This window comes from Streptococcus sp. 1449 (assembly GCF_013276805.1).
GTDB classification, from domain to species: domain Bacteria; phylum Bacillota; class Bacilli; order Lactobacillales; family Streptococcaceae; genus Streptococcus; species Streptococcus pseudopneumoniae.
This window is the reverse complement of sequence record NZ_VMLS01000016.1, coordinates 1-21,210: the sequence shown is the minus strand read 5'-3', so window position 1 is coordinate 21,210 and position 21,210 is coordinate 1. Positions and strand designations below refer to the sequence as shown.

Annotated in this window: 27 protein-coding genes and 1 pseudogene; 4 read left to right on the top strand and 24 right to left on the bottom strand. The window is 38.1% G+C overall.

Annotation, left to right across the window (positions count from 1 at the left end; all coding sequences use genetic code 11):
• Positions 1 to 18 precede the first annotated feature (18 nt).
• The 12 genes from HT687_RS05265 to HT687_RS05210 form a co-directional block, all read right to left on the bottom strand.
• Complete coding sequence (locus tag HT687_RS05265; protein WP_023935842.1) at positions 19 to 747, bottom strand: GNAT family N-acetyltransferase; 729 nt, start codon at positions 745 to 747, stop codon at positions 19 to 21.
• A 7-nt stretch (positions 748 to 754) separates the two neighbouring features.
• Positions 755 to 1,234 (bottom strand): NUDIX hydrolase, encoded by a 480-nt coding sequence (locus HT687_RS05260; RefSeq protein ID WP_000453250.1) that lies wholly within the window; start codon positions 1,232 to 1,234, stop codon positions 755 to 757.
• A gap of 9 nt (positions 1,235 to 1,243) precedes the next feature.
• Positions 1,244 to 1,942 (bottom strand): 3-oxoacyl-ACP reductase, encoded by a 699-nt coding sequence (locus HT687_RS05255; protein ID WP_000198454.1) that lies wholly within the window; start codon positions 1,940 to 1,942, stop codon positions 1,244 to 1,246.
• On the bottom strand, positions 1,935 to 2,171 hold the full coding sequence (locus HT687_RS05250; protein WP_000141913.1) for a DUF2829 domain-containing protein: 237 nt from the start codon (positions 2,169 to 2,171) through the stop codon (positions 1,935 to 1,937). The genes HT687_RS05255 and HT687_RS05250 overlap by 8 nt, the downstream gene beginning before the upstream one ends.
• A gap of 99 nt (positions 2,172 to 2,270) precedes the next feature.
• On the bottom strand, positions 2,271 to 3,197 hold the full coding sequence (locus HT687_RS05245) for an aldo/keto reductase family oxidoreductase (RefSeq protein ID WP_001269443.1): 927 nt from the start codon (positions 3,195 to 3,197) through the stop codon (positions 2,271 to 2,273).
• Positions 3,198 to 3,269: 72 nt separating this feature from the next.
• Positions 3,270 to 4,085: a hypothetical protein gene (locus HT687_RS05240; RefSeq protein ID WP_023935839.1), complete on the bottom strand. Its 816-nt coding sequence runs from the start codon at positions 4,083 to 4,085 to the stop codon at positions 3,270 to 3,272.
• 3 nt (positions 4,086 to 4,088) lie between these two features.
• Positions 4,089 to 4,409, bottom strand: coding sequence for a PadR family transcriptional regulator (locus HT687_RS05235; protein ID WP_000665417.1), 321 nt, complete (start codon positions 4,407 to 4,409; stop codon positions 4,089 to 4,091).
• 121 nt (positions 4,410 to 4,530) lie between these two features.
• The gene (locus HT687_RS11830; protein WP_031222803.1) at positions 4,531 to 4,734 is read right to left on the bottom strand and encodes a hypothetical protein; all 204 of its coding nucleotides are present in this window, start codon (positions 4,732 to 4,734) and stop codon (positions 4,531 to 4,533) included.
• Positions 4,735 to 4,783: 49 nt separating this feature from the next.
• A complete protein-coding gene (gene metG / locus HT687_RS05225; protein WP_001291352.1) occupies positions 4,784 to 6,781 on the bottom strand; it encodes a methionine--tRNA ligase in 1,998 nt (665 codons plus the stop codon).
• 123 nt (positions 6,782 to 6,904) lie between these two features.
• Positions 6,905 to 8,164 carry an ABC transporter permease gene (locus tag HT687_RS05220; protein ID WP_172924098.1) on the bottom strand — a complete coding sequence of 420 codons (1,260 nt, stop codon included), beginning with the start codon at positions 8,162 to 8,164 and terminating at the stop codon, positions 6,905 to 6,907.
• A gap of 1 nt (position 8,165) precedes the next feature.
• A complete protein-coding gene (locus tag HT687_RS05215) occupies positions 8,166 to 8,867 on the bottom strand; it encodes an ABC transporter ATP-binding protein (protein ID WP_000811473.1) in 702 nt (233 codons plus the stop codon).
• The gene (locus HT687_RS05210; protein ID WP_023935835.1) at positions 8,851 to 10,044 is read right to left on the bottom strand and encodes an efflux RND transporter periplasmic adaptor subunit; all 1,194 of its coding nucleotides are present in this window, start codon (positions 10,042 to 10,044) and stop codon (positions 8,851 to 8,853) included. The genes HT687_RS05215 and HT687_RS05210 overlap by 17 nt, the downstream gene beginning before the upstream one ends.
• Before the next feature lie 287 nt (positions 10,045 to 10,331).
• Between HT687_RS05210 and gor the strand changes: the two genes are divergently transcribed.
• Entirely contained in the window at positions 10,332 to 11,678 is a 1,347-nt protein-coding gene (gene gor / locus HT687_RS05205; RefSeq protein ID WP_023935833.1) for a glutathione-disulfide reductase, read from the top strand.
• Between the two features lie 165 nt (positions 11,679 to 11,843).
• On the opposite strand, the gene HT687_RS05200 is transcribed toward gor, so the two are convergent.
• The 4 genes and pseudogenes from HT687_RS05200 to HT687_RS12330 all read right to left on the bottom strand — a co-directional run bounded on the left by HT687_RS05200 (position 11,844) and on the right by HT687_RS12330 (position 15,348).
• Positions 11,844 to 12,344: a hypothetical protein gene (locus HT687_RS05200; RefSeq protein ID WP_000727307.1), complete on the bottom strand. Its 501-nt coding sequence runs from the start codon at positions 12,342 to 12,344 to the stop codon at positions 11,844 to 11,846.
• Positions 12,341 to 12,964 carry an ATP-binding cassette domain-containing protein gene (locus HT687_RS05195; RefSeq protein ID WP_023935831.1) on the bottom strand — a complete coding sequence of 208 codons (624 nt, stop codon included), beginning with the start codon at positions 12,962 to 12,964 and terminating at the stop codon, positions 12,341 to 12,343. The genes HT687_RS05200 and HT687_RS05195 overlap by 4 nt, the downstream gene beginning before the upstream one ends.
• Positions 12,961 to 14,943: a hypothetical protein gene (locus HT687_RS05190; protein WP_000768909.1), complete on the bottom strand. Its 1,983-nt coding sequence runs from the start codon at positions 14,941 to 14,943 to the stop codon at positions 12,961 to 12,963. Before HT687_RS05190 ends, HT687_RS05195 begins: the two co-directional genes overlap by 4 nt.
• Before the next feature lie 65 nt (positions 14,944 to 15,008).
• A pseudogene (locus tag HT687_RS12330) lies at positions 15,009 to 15,348 on the bottom strand (hypothetical protein).
• A gap of 426 nt (positions 15,349 to 15,774) precedes the next feature.
• Between HT687_RS12330 and HT687_RS05185 the strand changes: the two are divergent.
• Positions 15,775 to 16,311: a biotin transporter BioY gene (locus HT687_RS05185; protein ID WP_023933578.1), complete on the top strand. Its 537-nt coding sequence runs from the start codon at positions 15,775 to 15,777 to the stop codon at positions 16,309 to 16,311.
• 53 nt (positions 16,312 to 16,364) lie between these two features.
• On the opposite strand, the gene HT687_RS05180 is transcribed toward HT687_RS05185, so the two are convergent.
• On the bottom strand, positions 16,365 to 16,580 hold the full coding sequence (locus HT687_RS05180; RefSeq protein ID WP_000807422.1) for a YdbC family protein: 216 nt from the start codon (positions 16,578 to 16,580) through the stop codon (positions 16,365 to 16,367).
• 98 nt (positions 16,581 to 16,678) lie between these two features.
• Here HT687_RS05180 and HT687_RS05175 point away from each other — a divergent pair, with 98 nt between their 5' ends.
• Positions 16,679 to 16,999: a hypothetical protein gene (locus HT687_RS05175; RefSeq protein ID WP_054388178.1), complete on the top strand. Its 321-nt coding sequence runs from the start codon at positions 16,679 to 16,681 to the stop codon at positions 16,997 to 16,999.
• 30 nt (positions 17,000 to 17,029) lie between these two features.
• Here HT687_RS05175 and HT687_RS05170 read toward each other — a convergent pair whose 3' ends face one another.
• From HT687_RS05170 to rpsP, 6 genes are all read right to left on the bottom strand, one after another.
• A complete protein-coding gene (locus HT687_RS05170) occupies positions 17,030 to 17,368 on the bottom strand; it encodes an ATP cone domain-containing protein (protein WP_001196040.1) in 339 nt (112 codons plus the stop codon).
• Positions 17,369 to 17,379: 11 nt separating this feature from the next.
• Positions 17,380 to 18,099 carry a tRNA (guanosine(37)-N1)-methyltransferase TrmD gene (trmD, locus tag HT687_RS05165; RefSeq protein WP_023935827.1) on the bottom strand — a complete coding sequence of 240 codons (720 nt, stop codon included), beginning with the start codon at positions 18,097 to 18,099 and terminating at the stop codon, positions 17,380 to 17,382.
• On the bottom strand, positions 18,089 to 18,607 hold the full coding sequence (gene rimM / locus HT687_RS05160; RefSeq protein WP_001105891.1) for a ribosome maturation factor RimM: 519 nt from the start codon (positions 18,605 to 18,607) through the stop codon (positions 18,089 to 18,091). Before rimM ends, trmD begins: the two co-directional genes overlap by 11 nt.
• A gap of 30 nt (positions 18,608 to 18,637) precedes the next feature.
• Entirely contained in the window at positions 18,638 to 19,426 is a 789-nt protein-coding gene (locus tag HT687_RS05155) for an alpha/beta hydrolase (RefSeq protein ID WP_023935824.1), read from the bottom strand.
• 448 nt (positions 19,427 to 19,874) lie between these two features.
• Positions 19,875 to 20,114, bottom strand: coding sequence for an RNA-binding protein KphA (kphA, locus tag HT687_RS05150; protein ID WP_000379617.1), 240 nt, complete (start codon positions 20,112 to 20,114; stop codon positions 19,875 to 19,877).
• A 19-nt stretch (positions 20,115 to 20,133) separates the two neighbouring features.
• Entirely contained in the window at positions 20,134 to 20,406 is a 273-nt protein-coding gene (gene rpsP / locus HT687_RS05145) for a 30S ribosomal protein S16 (protein ID WP_000268760.1), read from the bottom strand.
• A gap of 177 nt (positions 20,407 to 20,583) precedes the next feature.
• Between rpsP and HT687_RS05140 the strand changes: the two genes are divergently transcribed.
• Positions 20,584 to 20,784 (top strand): hypothetical protein, encoded by a 201-nt coding sequence (locus tag HT687_RS05140; protein WP_001084631.1) that lies wholly within the window; start codon positions 20,584 to 20,586, stop codon positions 20,782 to 20,784.
• An 82-nt stretch (positions 20,785 to 20,866) separates the two neighbouring features.
• On the opposite strand, the gene HT687_RS11825 is transcribed toward HT687_RS05140, so the two are convergent.
• Entirely contained in the window at positions 20,867 to 21,088 is a 222-nt protein-coding gene (locus HT687_RS11825) for a hypothetical protein (protein ID WP_023935822.1), read from the bottom strand.
• Positions 21,089 to 21,210 lie beyond the last annotated feature (122 nt).

The window sequence follows — 21,210 nt, the reverse complement described above, 5'->3', positions numbered from 1 at the left end:
ATACAACATCATATATAATTATATCAAAATTTCCTCTAGTTCAAAAGCTTCATAAGGTTCAGCTAACTCATATCCTAAAAATTCTGCTACTTTTTTGGAAGCCTCATTATGAGCATCCCAAAGTGGAAACATATCCCTATTTAAACTCTCTAGAATCATTGCAGCACCAAGCTTTTTAGCAAATCCATTTCCTTGTTCGTTTGGTCTAGTTGCAACTTCCACTTCAACTGCTTCACGGTAAACTAACCCTGAGGAAATTCCAGCAATCAGTTCATTATTTTTAAGAATCACAAAGCCAAATCCACCTTTTAAAACAAAATCCTGATAGGACTCAAAATCCCCCTGTAAATCCTGTGACCATTCTTCCGTAGAAAAGCAGTTATAAATATGATTATCAATAGGCACAATATTGTAACCTTCCTCTAAATGAGTAACTAGATTATTTAAAAATTCAACTTGAAAATTTGCCTTATCTTTAAAAGAATAGCGAGTAAAAGAATTTAGCCCCACTTTTCGATGCAGAAAATCTTGCCAATTAGTATTTTCTGAAATAATAATCTTATAATCTAAACCATATTTTCTAACAAAATCTTCCCAAAATCTGGAATCCAACTCCCCTGCTAGGTATAGAAAATTCCCAACATCATAAAAGCTTGTTGTCCTATCATTGTTTCGGTAGACAGTTCCAATTTGAGATTTAAGACCATAGAGAACCATATTTTTCTTCCATGTTTTAAATAGTTCCATTATCCTCCTACTTCACCTTCCAATTCATGTAAGAAGTCTTGTCCAGTTCTGGAAGTCCTAATAATTCAGACTTAACCTTCAAGACTAATGGCGATACATTTTCTTCTGTAATCTCTTGAATATCCATCCAAATATATCCAAGTGAATCATTCGCACCATCAGACACAGCTTCCGAAGTCGTAACTTGAGGTGCACTCTCATTCATTTCTACATCATACAAGGCCATGACATGGTGAACCATAAAATTTGTTAACTCTTCTCTGACGAAAACATCGTAGATTCGAGGATTAGAGTAGCTTCTAACAGTAAATCCCGTCTCTTCCATAACTTCTCTAGTCAGCGTTTCCGTCAGTCCTTCACCAAGTTGCTGACTGCCTCCAGGTAGATCATACCGATTTTGATAAGGGCCTCTCGTTTTTTCAATGCAGAGTAACTTCCCATTTTCTAAGCAAACAGCGTAGACTCCAAAGTGTCTTTTGACTTCCATCAGATCCTCCTACTTCAAAGACCAGCCGCCATCTATTGTCAAGATTTGTCCTTGCATGGCGCTTGCTTTTCCACTAGCTAAGCAAAGGCTAAGCTCTGCTATTTCCTCTGGTTCAATCCAGCGCTTGATTGGTGTTTCACTAGCCACCCAGTCAGCTAAGCCTCCTGGCTCAAAATCCGCAGCGGTCATAGCCGTCTTGACTGCTCCTGGAGCGATACCAAAGACCTGAATCCCAGCTTCTGCATAATCTAGAGCCAACTGCTTGGTAAATCCAGCCAAGGCATGCTTAGAGGAAGTATAGGCGTGACCACCTCCACCTGCTAGGCTAGAAGCAATGGAGCACATATTGATAATGATTCCTTTTTTATTCTCTAGCATTTGTGTCAAATAATACCGAGTCAACTCTACTGGAGTAACGTAGTTGATTTCAAAAATCTCCTGAATTTCCTGCACTGATTGTTCCAACAGTGGTTTGTAATCATCCAAAACTCCAGCAGTATTGCACAAAACCTCAACCTGAGGACACCAGTCAAAAATAGGTTCCAAGTCCAAGGTCAAATCTCTCTGTAAAAAGTGAAAATCACCCTCTAAGAGTAGATTTTCACCTTGGTCAACTCCATAAACTTGATAGCCCTTCTCTAAAAAGAGTCGAGCCTGAGCCAGACCAATCCCTGAACTTACTCCCGTAATCAATACGCGTCTAGTCATGTACTTCTACCCAATCCGTCGCCAAAACATCACAAGGTGTCGGACTCCACATGGAAAAACCTTCTCCTTCGCCAGAAACGTTGATTAGGAAGTAGGGCGTCACTTCAAGTGCAACCCCATTTTGCTCGATAGTGTCAAAAAGTTGGACATAGTTTTCAGCACCTCCCCAACCAGTTCGTACATATTTTTTCTTAGCCTTTAACCCAGGCAGGATTTCTTCAAAAGTCATGTTATTCTCCTTTAAAATCAATAATTCTTCCCTTCATTATAACAAAAAAACCGCTTTGCAACGGCTTTTTGACTGTGATTTATTTACATCTGCTTCTACTTACGGCAAATTATTCCCTGCTGCAAGATAAATTTCATACCATTCTTTTCTTGTTAAGCTAAAGTTTGCCGCTTGGCTAACTTCTCTCAAGTGATTAGGATTTGTGGTACCTACGACTGCCTGCATTTTTGCTGGATAACGCAATATCCAAGAAATGGCAATAGTTGAAGGGGTTACTCCATATTTAATAGCTAAACGATCAAGTACTTGATTTAAAGCTTGAAATTTCTCATTTCCAACAAAATTCCCTTTAAAATACCCGAATTGTAAGACAGACCAGGCTTGAATGACCACATCGTGTAATTGGCAATATTCAAAAATACTGCCATCTCGCATAGCTGCTTGACTATCTTCCATATTAACATGAAAACCTGATTCAAATCCTGGAGTAAAAGCCGCACTCAATTGCAGCTGATTAACAGCTAACGGCTGCTTGACATCTTTTTTAAGTAACTCCATCATCATAGGATTTTGATTAGAAACTCCAAAATCTCGAACCTTACCTTGTTTATAAAGGAGATCAAAGGCTTCTGCTACTTGGTCAGATTCCATCAAAGCATCTGGTCGATGAAGAAGCAAGCTATCTAGATGATCAATCTTCAATCTTTGCAAAATACCGTCAACTGATTTTATAATATAGTCCTTAGAAAAATCAAAATAGGTAAATTCTTCAATGCGAATGCCACATTTGGACTGAATCCACATCTTTTCTCTTAAATCTGGACGATTTTTTAGGACAAGACCTAGCAGTTCTTCACAACGACCACGACCATAAATATCAGCCAAGTCGAAAGCATTGATTCCAACAGAAAGTGCTGTTTCTACAAGCTCTTCAACTTCTTTTACAGACTTATCTTCTATTCTCATCATTCCGAGAACAATTTCTGATAATTCTTTGTCATCTTGACCAAGAGTTATGTATCTCATCAAATTTTTCTCCTTTAATTCTACATTCTTCATTTAATTATAACAAAAAACCGCTTTGCAACGGCTTTTTGACTATATTTCACTCCATTTTATCTTCTTAAACCCACGGAACAAGACAAAGATTCCAATAAAGAGGACAGCTAAAGGAATAATCTTTGTGAGGAAAACATTTGAAATGCCCATCCACTCATAATAACGGAGCAGAGAACCCACCACAAGATGGGCAACAATCATACTGACAAAGGGACGAAAGACCGCTTCTTTCCAATTCCAAATACTGATGACTAGAGAAAGCGTAAAGACAAGGAAACTGTCCCAGGGAGCAGGAAGATAAAAGGCTCCTTCTTGTACAAAACTTCCTATTCCTACATATCCCAGAACAACTAGCAGAACAAGAATCCCAACGACAATATAGGTGCCAATTTTCATTTTAGAAGAATCTTGGACTAAGCTCCAACGTAAGATTGTAGCCACAAGCCCAAAGCCAACTAGAAAAAGAAGAAGTTGCCCTAAAAACGTGAGCAAATTGACTGTTAAGAGAGGACCTTTAGAAAAATCGCCTAGTAGTTGATAGTAATGTAATACCGCCAGGACAAGAATTGGTGTTAAAAAGGACTCTTTGACCGAACTACGTGGTGCTTCCTTGAGCATCTCTTTCATTAATTTTTTAGGATTCTTACCTAAATAATCCTCTGCACTCATGCCATCTCGTTCTGCTTCTGAAAAATCTAACATCATCAAATAAATCTGCTCTCTGAGATAGTCTTCATCATAGAGAAATCCAGCAAGATTAAAACTATCCCACAGTTCCTCAAAATACTGCTGATTGTCCTCAGAAAACTCATGCAACAAATTGTTTGTTTCTTCATAATACTTCATTTTCTTCATGGTTTAACCCCCATTCTTAATCCCTTCTACTTTTTGACTCAAATCGTCCCATTGTTGCCAAAAGACCGAGACACGCTCTTCTCCTTCTTTGGTTAACGAAAAATACTTCCGATCTGGACCATCTGGCGACGGGCGCATGTCGCCTCTTATCCATTGATTTTTTTCTAACTTTTGCAACAAAGGATAAATAGTTCCTGGAACGATAGTATCAAATTCAGCCTCTCGCAAAGTCTGAACCAACTCATAACCATACCGCTCTTTTTGACCAATCATATCCAAGACACAACCTTCAAGAACACCTTTTAACAGTTGAGTTTCTTTCATCCCTTCTCCCTTCTAATCTATTTTGTAATACCTACTAGTAGCTTCAGCTATAGTATACCACTTCCACACTAGTTTGTAAAGCATAATAGTTAATACTCTTCGAAAATCTCTTCAAACCACGTCAGCGTCGCCTTAGGGTATATATGTGACTGACTTCGTCAGTCTTATCTACAACCTCAAAACAGTGTTTTGAGCTGACTTCGTCAGTTCTATCTATAACCTCAAAGCAGTGTTTTGAGCTGACTTCGTCAGTTCTATCTACAACCTCAAAGCAGTGTTTTGAGCAACCTGCGGCTAGTTTCCTAGTTTGCTCTTTGATTTTCATTGAGTATAAATAAAAAAACAGAACTAGCCTGAACTAGTCCTGTCTATTGTTACCCAATCACACTTCCGTTTGGTACAGCTGGATCAACTGTAAGAAGGGTTAATTGTCCATCATGTTCAGCTGAGAGAATCATCCCTTGGCTGACATATTTTTTCATCATTTTACGTGGTTTGAGATTGGCAACAATTTGAACTTTCTTGCCGACCAATTCTTGTTCATTTGGATAGTATTTTGCAATTCCAGAAAGAATTTGACGATCTTCTCCATCACCAGCATCCAAGCGGAATTGAAGCAACTTATCAGAACTTTCCACTTTAGACACCTCTTTAACTTCGGCAACACGGATTTCGACCTTGTCAAAGTCTTCAAACTTGATTTCTTCCTTGTTGAGTTTGAGTTCGACTTCGTCTGGATTCCATTCTTTTTCGACAGCTGGCTTGTTACCTTCCATTTGTTCCTTGATATAGGCGATTTCTTCTTCCATATCCAAACGTGGGAAGATTGGTGTTCCTTTGGCAACTACAGTCTCATCTGCCGGGAAGTCAGCCAAGCTCAAGTTTTCAAGGCTCGCTACTTCTTCCAAGCCAAGTTGAGTCAAGACTGCACGACTGGTTTCCATCATAAATGGCTCAATCAAGTGAGCTACAACACGAAGGCTGGCTGCCAAGTGGCTCATAACACTTGCCAATTGATCGCGGAGTGCTTCATCCTTAGCCAAGACCCATGGAGCTGTCTCGTCGATGTATTTGTTAGTACGAGAGATAAGGATCCAGACTGCTTCAAGTGCACGTGGATAGTCAACTGCTTCCATGTGTGTATGGTAGTCGGCGATTGATTGCTCTGCAACCTCAGCAAGAGCATTGTCAAACTCTGTTACACCCTCTACATAGGCTGGAATTTGCCCATCAAAGTACTTGTTAATCATAGAGACCGTACGGTTAAGGAGGTTCCCAAGGTCATTGGCCAATTCATAGTTGATACGGCCGACATAGTCTTCAGGAGTGAAGGTTCCGTCTGAACCAACTGGAAGGCTACGCATGAGGTAGTAACGAAGTGGGTCAAGCCCATAACGCTCTACCAACATTTCAGGGTAAACGACATTTCCTTTAGACTTAGACATTTTTCCGTCTTTCATGACAAACCAACCATGGGCAATCAAACGATCAGGTAATTTAACATCCAACATCATAAGAAGGATTGGCCAGTAGATAGAGTGGAAGCGAAGGATGTCTTTTCCTACCATATGGAAGACTGTTCCATTCCAGAACTTGTCAAAGTTACCATGTTCGTCTTGACCGTAGCCAAGAGCTGTCGCATAGTTAAGAAGGGCATCAATCCAAACATAGACAACGTGCTTAGGATTTGATGGGACTGGGACACCCCAGGTAAAGGTTGTACGAGAAACTGCCAAATCCTCTAAACCTGGCTCGATGAAGTTGCGAAGCATTTCATTCAGACGACCATCTGGAGTGATAAATTCAGGATGGGACTTGAAAAATTCGACCAAACGATCTTGGTATTTGCTAAGGCGAAGGAAGTATGATTCTTCGGATACCCATTCAACCTCGTGACATGATGGAGCAATACCACCAGTCACATTTCCAGCTTCATCACGGAAAACTTCTGCCAGTTGGCTTTCTGTAAAGAATTCTTCGTCTGATACTGAATACCAACCAGAGTATTCACCCAAGTAGATATCATCTTGAGCAAGTAAGCGTTCAAAGACCTGTGCGACAACTTTTTCATGGTAGTCATCAGTTGTACGGATAAATTTATCGTATGAGATATCTAGTAATTTCCAGAGTTCTTTGACTCCAACTGCCATCCCATCAACATAGGCTTGTGGTGTAATGCCAGCTTCTTCAGCTTTCTGCTGGATCTTCTGACCATGTTCATCAAGACCTGTCAAATAAAAGACATCGTAGCCCATCAGGCGTTTGTAACGTGCTAGGACATCACAAGCAATGGTTGTGTAGGCAGAACCGATATGCAGTTTTCCAGATGGATAGTAAATCGGCGTTGTAATATAAAAATTCTTTTCAGACATAATTTTTCCTTTCCAGGCAAATGAAACCTGTTTTTCTAACACTTCATTATATCACATTTTTAAGGATTTTCGATAGGGAAATCCATACAAAAACAAGATAGACGAGTGTCCATCTTGTTGATCTTATTCATAACGAAGGGCTTCAATTGGATCAAGTTTCGATGCCTTGTTGGCTGGCAAGACCCCAAAAATCATACCCACACTAGCCGAAACTGCAAGACTAAATAGGGCAACTGGGATTGATACTCCAACTTCTATACCTTCTATTAAACCTTGCAATAACAAACCTGCTAAGGCAGTTAAACCACTTGCAATTGTCAAGCCAATTAAGCCACCTAACAAGGTCAAAATCATGGATTCAATCAAAAACTGAATTAAAATATTGGCACGTGTTGCGCCCAAAGCCTTACGAAGACCAATCTCACGAGTGCGCTCTGTCACCGAAACCAGCATGATGTTCATGACACCAGTTCCTCCAACAAAGAGAGAAATCCCTGCGATGGAACTAATAATCGTCGTCATAAAACTAAACGATTGTTGAATTTCTGCAAATACAACGGACTCATCTGCCACCTGGTATTCTCCCTGTTGTAAGCCTGCAAGCTCTGTCATTTTTCGTGCCAGTTCTGGACCCAGAGTTGGGGTTAAACTGGTATCATTCACTCGAAAAACAATACTAGCTATTTCATCTACATTAAAATTCGCAGCAAGGGAGATATTGGTAGTAATAGGCAAGCCACCAAACCCATATATTTTTGACTTTTTAGCCTCCGGACTAGTATAAACCCCAATGACCCGGTAACTAAATCCATTGACTTCTACAACCTTGTTAATAGCCTCTTGAGGAGATTCAAATAAACTAATGGACAATTCCTCATCTAGCAAAATGACACTTGCAAACTCTTTGAAATCTTGCTCTCTCAGACTACGACCTGCAATAATTTCATTCTTAACAGCGTCCATGTAAGTTCTGTTTCCACCTGTCAAATTAGCATTCTCAACCTTTTTATCTTGATAGGTCAAGATGGCATTCGTTGAATTGGTTACATAGTAACTATCCACTCCCTTGAGTTTGGCTGCCTCTTGGACCCAGGATTCTTGCGGTTTTGGCGGTTCAACAGGAATTTCCTCTTCCTTTCCAGAAACCGTAAAAGCTGATTGTTTCTGAGTAAAAGACCCATCTTTACTTTTTTTAGGAGAGAAGAAGACGCTAATATTTTTCTGAGATTTGGTCATATCTTTATTAACTTGACGAGATAGGGAATCTCCCAAAGCCATAATCACAACAACTGATGAAACACCGATAATAATCCCAATCATGGTAAGCAAAGAACGCATCTTGTGAGCCATGATAGATGAAAAGGAAAATTTCAGATTCTGCATCTTAGTTTTCCTCCTTTCCTAACTGAGCACTGTCAGATGAAATGACTCCATCTCGAATGATAATCTGACGTTTAGCATAGGCAGCAATCTCAGGCTCATGCGTTACCATGATAATGGTTTTTCCTTCTTTGTTCAAGTCAACCAATAGTTGCATAATTTGATTCCCTGTTTTGGTATCCAAGGCTCCTGTCGGTTCGTCCGCTAGGATAATAGAAGGATTGTTTACCAAGGCACGAGCAATAGCCACACGTTGCTTTTGACCACCAGATAATTCCGAAGGCAAATGGTGACTACGTTCTGTCAATTCAACCTTGTCTAAATACTCCTCAGCCAACTTGCGCCGTTTTGAAGACGAAACTCCTGCGTAAATCAAGGGCAATTCTACATTTTGCAGAGCATTGAGCTTCGATAGAAGAAAGAACTGCTGAAAGACAAAACCGATTTGTTGGTTACGAACCTTGGCTAATTGTTTTTCACCCAGTCCAGCCACTTCTTGGCCTTCAAGATAATACTCTCCACTGGTTGGTGTATCCAACATGCCAATCGTATTCATCAGAGTGGACTTCCCAGAACCAGATGGTCCCATGATGGCAACAAATTCACCCTCATTCACTTCTAGATTGATGTTTTTGAGAACCTGCAGTTCTTGGTCACCATTGCGATAGCTTCTGCAGATATTTTTTAGACTAATTAGTTGCTTCATCAGCCTTCACCTCTTTTCCTTCTTCCAAGGAAGATGTTGGATTACTGATGACCTTAGCGCCATTTGTCAAACCAGAAGTGATTTCTTGATTTTCTGCGTCAGCATTTCCCAATGAAACCTCAACTTTTTTAGCCTTTTGTTGTTCATCCACAATCCAGACATAATTTTTACTATCATCCATTACTAGACTGCTGACAGGAACAAGAATAGCCTTGGTTTTGCTTTTAACCTCAATGTTGACAGAAAAACCTTGTTTCAAATCACCAACTTCGCCTGTCACATCAATAGTATAAGGGTATTTAGAACCTGTATTAGCCCCAGCTGCTGGACTAGCTGCTTCACCATTGTTTTTAGGATAGTCAGAAATATAGCTTAATTTCCCAGTCCATTTTTTATCAGGATATACTTTAGAAGTAAAGCTTACTTCTTGACCTACAGAAAGGTTGGCTAGATTGTACTCAGACAATTCTCCCTTGACTTGTAAATTTTCATTGCTGACAATATGAACCATAACTTGACTCGCCCCTGTTGGAGATTTAGAAACATTGCTATTGACTTCGACTACAGTTCCCTCTAGGGTACTGAGAACAGTTGTTGCATCCAATTGACTTTGAGCCTTGCTTAATTGCGCTGCAGCATCTGCACGCGCATCACGGGCATCACCCAATTGAGCGTCAATAGAAGCAACAGAATTTCCAGCAACTGGAGTTGGACTTTGCACCGTTACATCTTCTCCTCCTGCTGGTGCAGGTAACTGGGGAGCTGAAGCAGCTTCATTTCGTGCTTGGTTGAGTTCGTTGATATGACGGTCTGCCTTCGCAACTGCTCGACTCGCTGAATCATAGGCCGCCTGGGCTTCTGAACTACTGTACTTGACTAAAGCCTGCCCTTCGCTGACCTTATCCCCCACAGAAACAAGGATTTCGTCTAAATCTCCCTTGCTAGCATCAAAATAAACGTATTGTTCATTTTTTGCCGTTACTGTTCCTGATAATAAAACAGAGGATGCCACGCTTCCTTCCTTGGCAACAACAAGATGAGTAGGTTCATCTTTTACAGCGGTTTGCGAGGGTTGTCTAAAGAGTAAAATCCCCCCGGCACCCAATACAACTACACTGGCAGCACCGATGGCTGCATACAGTTGCCACTTTTTAGCTTTACCATTCTTTTTCTTCATAATGAAACTCCTTTTCTTTTTTACAATACTTTGCTATTATACCAAATTTCCCTCCAGCAAACAATGCAGTTCAGATGGAAATAATGACAGTTCAGGATTAAACAATCGTTCGGAAATCCTCCTTTTCTATTGTACTAGTTATATGATACACTATCTTGACTTATTTGGCAAGCTTTTTTGCAATTTTTTGTGCGTAGCAGATTTTTGCAATCAAATCAAAAAAAAGATAGAATATGACTATCAAAAAATGACACTCGACTATTTAAAAGAGTACAAAGGAGTTTTCAATGAGAGAATACGATATCATCGCTATCGGTGGAGGTAGCGGAGGAATTGCCACCATGAACCGTGCTGGTGAACATGGAGCCAAAGCGGCCGTTATTGAGGAAAAGAAATTAGGTGGAACCTGCGTCAACGTCGGCTGTGTTCCTAAAAAAATCATGTGGTACGGGGCGCAAATCGCTGAGACTTTCCATCAATTTGGAGAAGACTACGGCTTTAAGACTACTGATCTTAACTTTGACTTTGCAACCCTACGTCGCAATCGTGAAGCCTACATTGATCGCGCTCGTTCTTCTTATGATGGTAGTTTTAAACGCAACGGTGTAGACTTGATTGAAGGTCATGCTGAATTTGTAGATTCTCATACTGTCAGCGTAAATGGTGAACTGATTCGTGCTAAACATATCGTGATTGCTACTGGTGCCCATCCAAGTATTCCTAATATTCCTGGTGCTGAGCTAGGTGGCTCTTCTGATGATGTATTTGCCTGGGAAGAACTTCCAGAGTCAGTTGCTATTCTAGGCGCGGGTTATATTGCCGTTGAATTGGCTGGCGTACTCCACACTTTTGGTGTCAAGACAGACCTCTTTGTTCGCCGCGATCGTCCTTTACGTGGTTTTGATTCCTACATCGTTGAAGGTTTGGTCAAGGAAATGGAAAGAACAAACTTACCACTTCATACTCACAAAGTCCCTGCCAAGTTAGAAAAAACTGCTGACGGCATTACCATTCATTTCGAAGATGGTACTAGTCACACAGCTAGCCAAGTTATCTGGGCTACAGGCCGCCGTCCAAACGTTAAGGGCTTGCAACTTGAAAAAGCTGGAGTCACTCTGAACGAACGTGGCTTTATCCAAGTGGATGAATACCAAAATACTGTTGTTGAGGGAATCTATGCTCTAGGTGATGTAACAGGTGAAAAAGAACTGACTCCAGTTGCTATCAAGGCTGGACGTACTTTATCTGAACGTCTCTTTAACGGAAAAACTACTGCAAAAATGGATTACTCAACTATTCCAACTGTTGTCTTTTCACACCCTGCTATCGGAACTGTTGGTTTGACAGAAGAGCAAGCTATTAAAGAATACGGTCAAGACCAAATCAAGGTTTACAAATCAAGCTTTGCATCTATGTACTCTGCTTGCACTGGCAACCGTCAAGAATCCCGTTTCAAACTCATAACAGCTGCTTCAGAAGAAAAAGTTGTCGGACTTCATGGAATTGGCTACGGCGTTGATGAAATGATTCAGGGATTTGCCGTTGCTATCAAAATGGGAGCAACCAAGGCTGACTTTGACGCAACTGTAGCGATTCACCCAACTTCATCTGAAGAATTTGTAACCATGCGTTAATCGAAACAAAAGAAGCAAAGCAAAAAACACTTCTAAATATCAAAAAGCGAGTATTTCCGTAGTTGGAGATACTCGTTTTCTTATGTTTTATTTTATAGTATGTTGAAGTAAGATATGCAAAAATCAATTAACAAACCATAGCAAAATACAAGGATTATAATACAATCATTTATTCTTTTCTTTAAAAGATTCATATATTTTTTTATATAATTCTTTTATATCTTTTTTCTGAGAATTCAACTCTTCTTTACCGTAGTCAAAGTTTGCTACCACAAATCCCGCGCCATCATCAGAAAAAGTAAAAAATTCTATTTCAATTAGTTTATTATGCTTAGAGTCCTCTATGGTGTCTCCTAAACCATTATTGAATTTCTTCACTTCTTCTTCACGAACTCCGAACCCCGTAGCAGCTCCATTTGCAATGATGTTTGAAAATACTTCTTCTGAAGATGATACTTCTTTCACAGTTATGAAGTATATAGCTTCTTCCGTTTCTACTTGTCTCACTTTATTCCATTTTTCTGTATCACTAGAAGAAAGCGTATAGATTGTTAACTCTACCGTTGGCTTATTGATATTTTCTTTTGTAATCATTTGTTTTCCAAAAAAGAAAATGGCGAGTACCCCAGTTACAAAGATCAAAGCAATATAAATTTTCTTTTTCATACCTTATACCCTATATCTTTCATGTCAATTATCACATCAACTTCGTTATAGACAGCTGGATCATGTGTCGCTATAATGACATATTTATCTTCAGTTGTTTCATTCAATAGTAAACGAATAATTTCTTTTCCAATCTCACCATCTAAAGCTCCTGTAGGTTCATCTGCTAAGATAATTTTACGTGGTTTCATTAACATTCTGGCAATAGCTACACGTTGAGCCTGCCCTCCAGACAATTCATATATTTTTTGGTGTAAATAGTCACTTGACAGTCCTACTTTTTCAAGTACGTCAGTTATTGTTTTTTTGTCTTTAGTGATAAGGCTCAGATTATCATATACTGTTTTGTTATCTATTAAAGAATAATTCTGAAATACATATCCAACAGTATTTTTAAAAAAAGTTCTTTCTTTTATCTTCCAAATATCTTGTTTATCAACTAAAACATTCCCACTGTCAATTTTTTCTAATCTTCCTATAATATTAAGAAGGGTACTTTTACCGGAGCCAGAACCTCCAATCAATGCATAGCTTTTTCCAGATTCAAATATTAAATTTAAGTCTGTAAAGATCTTCTTTGAGCCGAAACTTTTTGAAACGTTCAAAAGGTCAATTGTCATGATTCATCTCCTTTTAAAATTTTAGTGTAGCTTTCAGATAATTTTCTAAAACTCATTATGATTGACAACATCAAAACTAGCAGAGAAGCCGCTCCAATATATAGCAACTCTATTTGCCCTGTCACAAGAAATGTAAATAGAATAACCATTGTAATAGTCATCATAAAATATTTGAGACTTGAAATTGCTATATATGTTTTTGAAAGACCCAAAATGATTTTTTTCACATATTCATTCTGTTTTAGAGTAATAAAAAGTTGGACATATTGATAAATGAGTATAAAGATAATACTGTAAATTATCTTCTGCAAGATTTGTGAAAGTAAAATTTGGTGCTCTAAGGATTGAATCTTTAATTTCACAATTTGGTAAACATCTACTGGATTCATTGAGAAATTCAACGGGACAGTCATCTCATTTATTTTTTTTACCGCTTCAGGACTAAAAAGAGACTTATTAGTTATATTACTAGCCAAAGTAAACTTATTATTTTCCATCATTTTGTCCGTATCTAACACAACAACAATGTTATCTTGGCTATCTGCTACACTTGCCAGCGGTAAAATATCTTTATTTTTATGATCGATATCAGCATCCTCATTAAAATAAAAAATTTTTTCCCCATCAGGAATTATTTGTACTGCAAGCTGTTCTTTTGTATAGTGTGTTCCAATAAATTGTTCTGCTACAACTGTATTCTCAATAGATTTCTGGTTTTCTTTCCATTTCTCAGGAATATAGATGGTTGCTATCTTATTATCTAAAAGATGATAGTTTGTCCCATTCACTTTATTTTGTAGGTTAGCACCTGTTTGATTAATATAAATCAACTCTTTATTTATTTCTGGATTCGTTATTCCGTCATTTTCTAATTGTTTAGAAAAGTCTTCTAAAACATGAGATGTTTTCATAAAATCTGGAACATATGCTGAAGATCGTTCTATATATAAGAAATCTAAGTTTTTTAAGGCAGCAACTATCTGTAGATACTGACCATCTGAATCATTAACTTCTCCATTTTTAGCAGAGTTACTTTCAATTCCAAGGAACTCAATCCTTCTCCAGTCTTTTACTGTGTCCCACGGTACTAAATTCTGTATTTGTATGTTCATACTAGATTGACTACTCTTTGTTTCTTGTAAAAAAATTCCTGAGACAAGGATGATAATCGAAATAATGACAAGCCATACGACAAAAATAAGCTTGTTTTTTGCCTTGTTTTTAATAATTTCAATGGGCTTTTCAATCTGAATCGTCAACCAAAATAAAACAAAGGTGATGAGATCAATGATTTGAAATAGTATAAAATTCGTTAAAAGCAGAGAGAAAAATAACTTAGAGCTATAGGTGAAGAAACCATTACCCAAAAAAGAACTGTAAGAAATCATCAATAAAGCCATCATAATCAGTTCAAAAATAAGAGAAATGCCATACTCTCTTCTTAGATCGTATACAGTCAAGCCCAAAGAACGTCGTATCACTCCTTCTTTGATCTGCCTCGTCCTAACAACAAATAAAACAACTAATAAAGTTAAGTAAATTGAACCCATTAACAGTATTCTTAAAGTTCCAGTGAATTGTAATATTCCTCCTATATACCAAGGATAAGCCATATAGACTGTTTGCAGCCCCGTCATCGTAAGTGGTTTCAAACTATCTACATCCATTTTCCCAAGGGTATAATACATCCCTATTATTGGTGCTGACTTTAATTGTTCATTATTTACATCATCAAAATTTACATACTTCAACTGACCCGAACTCTGAACGATTGGCTTGTAAATGGTAACCTTTTCCGTTTTTGACAAGTCACGAACCATTTCGTATATTTCGTTATTAGAAAGATTACTTTTTCCTTGGATAGAAAAAGCACCATCAATTGGTAAAGGTATGGGGATTTCGGTATCACTAATAGTGACCAGACCAATTGTAGCAATCAAACAAAAGAAGAATCCAATGATACATAATTTTAATTTCATAAGCAATTACCATATTACAAAAGACCCTATTTTATAATTGGGTCTCCTGTTTTCATAAATTATTTTTAAAATCTATAATAATCCCAATATGCATTTAAGCGAACATCGTTCCAAGATTTTGTTGCACTTGAATATGCCCATCCATAATCTTTTTTTATCGTAAGCTTTAACGGTTCCCCAATAATTCGTTACTGAAAATTTTGAACCAATATTATCTGGAGAACTAACAAAGTAATTTGAATAACCATAGCTATTATCTACACCATACTGCCATACATCAATAATGGGACTTGGAGCAGGGTGTGCTGTAGTTGCACTAACAACACTAGCTGCAGTAGCAAAGCTAAAACTGAAAACACTTGCAGCTAGAAAAACAGATGCTTTCTTATTAATTCTTTTTTTAATTTTACTTCTCCTTGGATTAAAATATTTGATGAAGACTAAGTAATAGTCCCCTTTTTAGTCCCTCCATATTACTTTAATATGAATTGATTATATTTAGGTTTTTAATCACCGTTATGGTATCTAGAGTCGTTAAAATATCTCGTAACTACCCCTCCTTTTAAAATTGAACACATCTAAATGCATCCGTTTACATTTTTAATATAACACTTATTTTTTAATTTGTCAAATATTTACTAGTATATTTTTTATTAATAAAATAGGATTATCTATACAGACAATTTTCGAATCAACAAAAAAATTATCCAACTTAACCAATAAGCAAAATCGGCCGTTACAGTTTTTGTTACCTTGTTTTAAAAAATTGGTTGACAATGATTCCTCTATGAGTATAATAGTTACTATACATCAGAAAAGAGGTTAACTATTTTGAAAAAAGCTCACATTTATGCTATCCCTGCTATTGGGGCTGCTCTCATTGCTGTTTTGGCACAAATCAGTCTTCCAGTTGGACCTGTTCCCTTCACTCTGCAAAACTTTGCAATCGGCTTGATTGCTACTGTCTTTAGACCGAGAGAGGCTGTACTTTCTGTTGGACTCTATCTTCTTCTAGGTGCTATCGGTCTTCCTGTGTTTGCAGGAGGTGGAGCTGGTTTTCAGGCTTTAGTTGGCCCTACTGCAGGCTATCTTTGGTTTTATCTCGTTTACTCTGGACTTACTTCCTCTCTAACCAACAGCAAGAGCGGAATTGTCAATATTTTTCTTGCAAATCTCTTGGGTGATGCCCTTGTCTTTGTCGGAGGGATTCTCAGCTTGCATTTTCTAGCTGGAATGGCATTTGAAAAAGCTCTTGTTGTGGGGGTCATTCCCTTTATCATTCCAGACCTTGGTAAACTTCTAGCTATTAGTTTGATTAGTCGTCCTCTACTTCAACGCCTTAAAAATCAGGCTTACTTTGCTAACTAAAAAAGGATATCGAGTTGTCATAACTCAGTATCCTTTTCTTTTATTTTGAAAACTTAGTTTCCTTTAAAAGCATCCACCATTGTTTGAAATTCTTCATTGGAAAGAGTAATTCCTTTGCCCATCTTCGTATGGTCTGGACTCCAAGCACGAATATCAAACTTTGCAGGGGCACCATTAAAGCTCACACGGTTGATTTCCTTAGTCCAACCTTTTTCGTTTTCAGAAAGAGTCAACAAGTGCTCTTCGATTTCAAATGTAAATTCTGCCATTTTCTTCTCCTTTTTTAACTTTCATCTGATTATTCGTAAAATCTTGTAGATTTTAGGAAAATTTTATATAATATTGATATAAAAGAAGGGAGGCCAATATGAGACATAAATTCCAGCAAGTTCTAGGTAAAATACATGACTTTTTAAATGGACATGAAGAACCAGATCAGACTGAAAGCAACTCCCTTACACCCACTATTGAAGAGGCTATCCAGAAACAAACCGCTGTTCACCTTATCTTGTCTGAGGCAAGCTTTACAGGTGACATCATCAAATACGATCAGCAAAGCCAGCAAATTATCGTGAAAAATTTTGCCAAAAATGTGACCCGTATTATCCGCATAAGCGATATTCAACGCCTGCGATTTGTCCCCTCAACTGTCCAAACAGCCCAAAAAAATAGATTTAAGAAAGAGTGAGATGTAGTTGCTTCATCCCACTCTTTTTTCTTAGCGAATTTGTTCAAAATGTAAATGAACTGCGATATGATCTCCATAACCACTTCTTTCCAAGTCACGTTGTAGACGATAGGAAATGTAGTGTTCTGCAATAGTAATGTAACCTGCACCCAATAAACGATGTTCAACCATAGATTGAATCATACTGATAGTCGCACGTTCCACCTTGGCCTCTTCCAAATCCAAAACCACTTTCTTAGTGACTTGTGCAAGGTTTTGACGCAAATCATCTGTCAATACATAGACAGTCTGGGCTGCCTTTAAGATGGCTTGGTAAATCTTATCTGGATTAAATTCAGCAATTTCTCCATCACGTTTGATTACTTGCATAGGTTTCTCCTTTATTCTTTGTTTTCTTTAATTTCTGCCAGCATTTTTTCTTCTTCTGCTGTCAGTTGATAATCTTCAAGCAAATCCGGTCTGCGCTCGTAGGTTTTCTTTAAACTCTCATACAGACGCCACTGACGAATCTTCTCATGGTGCCCGCTCATCAGTACATCTGGCACGACCATCCCTCGATAATCATAAGGACGTGTGTATTGAGGATATTCGAGAAGGCCTGAAGAAAAACTATCATCTTGGTGGCTAGACTCCTTGCCAATCACTTCTGGAATCAGGCGTACCGTAGCATCAATCATAGTCATGGCCGCCAATTCTCCTCCAGTCAAGACATAGTCTCCCAGGGAGATCTCATCTGTCACCAAGGTCTTAATGCGCTCGTCATAGCCCTCATAGTGACCGCAGATAAAGATCAGTTCCTCTTCTTTGGCCAAATCCTCTGCATAGGCTTGATCAAACTGCTTTCCAGCTGGATCAAGGAGAATCACGCGCGGATTCTTTTTTTCAATAGTATCAAAAGCATCAAAAATAGGTTGGGCTCGGAGCAGCATCCCCTGACCGCCTCCATATGGTTCATCATCGACGTGACGGGCCTTTTCAGCCTTTTCTCGAAAATTATGATACTGGATATCCAAGAGCCCTTTTTCTCGAGCCTTTCCAACGATTGAGTGCTCCAGTGGAGAAAACATCTCTGGAAAGAGGGTTAAAATATCAATCTTCATCGTCTAACCCTTCTAAGATTTCCACGTTGACCCGTTTATTTGGAATATCAACATTGAGAACCACTGGTGGGATATAAGGCAAGAGCAAGTCACGCTTGCCTTTTCGCTTGACCACCCAGACATCGTTAGCACCTGGTTGCAGGATTTCCTTGATGGTTCCAATCAAATTATCACCCTCATAGACTTCCAAACCGATAATCTCGTGATAATAAAATTCACCATCGTCTAAATCGTTTAAATCTTCCTCAGCGACCTTGAGACTGTATCCCTTGTACTTTTCGATAGCGTTGATATGGTACATATCTTTGAATTTAATAATGTCAAAGTTCTTCTGTTTACGGTGGCTAGCAATGGTCACTGTTTGAACAAACTGATCTTTTTCATCAAACAAAGCTAGCTCAGCCCCTTTTTTAAACCGTTCTTCTGCAAAATCCGTCACAGACAAGACTCGCATCTCACCCTGCAACCCTTGCGTATTGACGATTTTCCCAACATTAAAGTAGTTCATCTTGTCTCCTGTAGTCTCCTTCTTTCCATCTTATTCTGACAATTCTCGAATAATAGTCGCAATTTTTTCGGATTCAGACCACTGTAAATAATGGTGATTCCCTCCTAAAATGAGTCTAGCATTGGAAGTCCAATATTCTGATTCTCTGTACTCTTTTTCTCTGTAAGGCTGACAAAAAACAAATACAGGGATACAATCTGGTATTGATACATCCTCAAAATCTTCCTCAGTAATCTCTCCAGATATCTGAAATCCTGAATTTTGCTTTTCTAACTCTAAGCCTTTTTCTTGCATTATTTCCCAGATTTCTTTATTCGCTTCAGTACTAAATGTTGCTTGAGTTAAGTTCTTAAAATAAAGTTCAGGACCATACTCGTCAATCAGCCTCATCTGCTCTTCCATTTCTGGATAAGGATTTTCTGAAAAATCAGCAAACATGACGTTTTTAGTTGTCGGTTCCATTGCTAGTAAAGCCTGACACTTAATTGGTTTCTTGAGCAATTTGCAAGCTAAAATTCCACTCAAACTATGTGCACAAAGTATATATTCAGAAATTCCTAATTCTTCAAGTACTTCATAAACCGCATCTGCAAGATTATCTAGATTTTTTCCAGCTTGGTCATGAATCGGACTTCTACCTGTGTTTGGAAAATCAATTGTCAAATAACCAATTGTGGACGGAAGTTTTTCGAGTATAAGTGAAAAATTTTCATAACTTGGTAGCAAACCTGCTCCGTTTAGACAAATTAGCACTTTCTTTTGCTTTTGATAAGTAACAGAGAGACTACCAATTTCTGTAGATACTTCAAACCTCTTCATAAAGAAATCCACTCATTCTATATAATGAATTATTAAAAATCCTTATCCTTTATTTTATCACGTTCCAAAGATTTTCTCAAGTTGGAGAAAAAAGACACTATAGATATTATCCCTCTAAAAATCCTCGTAACTTCTCAAAGTAACTTCCATCTCTCTCTCCCAAAACTGGAAGTTACTCTAAAACGACTTTGTTTTAGGGCTATTTGTCGTGCACTTTTTTCTGAGTCTTTTCGCTTTTGAACCCTTATATATCAAGAAAAAGAAAATCAGTGGAAGTTAGTCTCAGACGGATTTCCACTGATTTCACGCGTTTTTCTAATACTAAAAGCTAGGTTGTGGAAAACTGGAAGTTAGTTTGGGAATTTACCCTCTAAAAATCCTTCCAAATCCTGATGAGGCTATTTTACACTTCTCCTCGCAAAAAAGCGAGACATTCGTCCCGCTCTTCTTATTTTTCGTCAATAACGATTCTTACTTTTTTGTCTTCAGTTGGGACAGAGTAGACAATCGTTCTTATCGCAGAAATAGTGCGACCCTTACGACCGATTACACGACCCACATCACTTTGATCAAGATCCAAATGATATTCCAAAAACTCTGGTGTATCTTCAATCTTGATAGTTAAGGCATCTGGTTGTGAAATCAAGGGTTTCACAATCGCAATAATGAGATTTTCAATCGTATCCATCTGTCAACCTACTTTAAACTTATTTTGAGAATTTAGAATCGTGGAATTTCTTCAATACACCTTCTTTTGAAAGGATGTTGCGAACTGTATCTGAAGGTTGAGCTCCATCAGCCAACCATGCAAGAACGCGGTCTTCTTTCAAAGTTACTTGGTTTTCAGCAACAAGTGGATTGTAAGTTCCAACTGTTTCGATGAAACGTCCGTCACGTGGTGAACGTGAATCTGCTACGTTGATACGGTAGAAAGGTTTTTTCTTAGAACCCATACGAGTCAAACGGATTTTAACTGCCATTTTTAAAGTCTCTTTTCTTATTTTTTATTTCGGTGAAATAGCTGAGCTATTTAGCACATGTTCTATTATAGCAGATTTCTAACAGGTGTCAAGAAAAAAACTTGACAGACTATAAAATTTTTAAACCATTTAGAAATTTGTTAGAAGTAGGAAATAAATGTTTGAAAGAGGCTATCCGTGAATAGTATTTTAGAAATATTTTATAAAGAACACCAAGTCAAACCCTTCATCTCTCCTGAACGTGATTTGGATGCTTGGCTCCTAAATCCTAAGCCCGTTCCCAAACGAAATATGGACTTATTGGCAGATGATTCGCTGGCAGGTGATATCATTCTACTATGGAGAATACAGTTTGGAACTTTTACCACCGAAACATGATTTTAAAAACTCCCATTCGAATATGATTCAAAATTCGCTTAAAATCAATGTTTTCCCACTTTTTCAGAAAACAAATTTTTATCTAATTTAAATAACTTTCAATTAAATGGTATGAATTTTGCTTAAAATCATCAAAAAACACCCCATGGTGTGAACCATAATACTCTTTGAAAATCTCTTCAAACCACGTCAACGTCGTCTTGCCGTAGGTATGGTTACTTACTTCGTCAGTCTTATCTACAACCTCAAAGCAGTTCTTTGAACAACCTGCGGCTAGCTTCCTAGTTTGCTCTTTGATTTTCATTGAGTATTACAGTGAACAATTTTTCTAGCTATTGTAACAAAAAAGTCACCCGCAGGCAACTTTTTTCGTCCCTAAACTTTCAAAAGAGAATGAGAGCGGAAGAACACACGTCTGAAATCCAG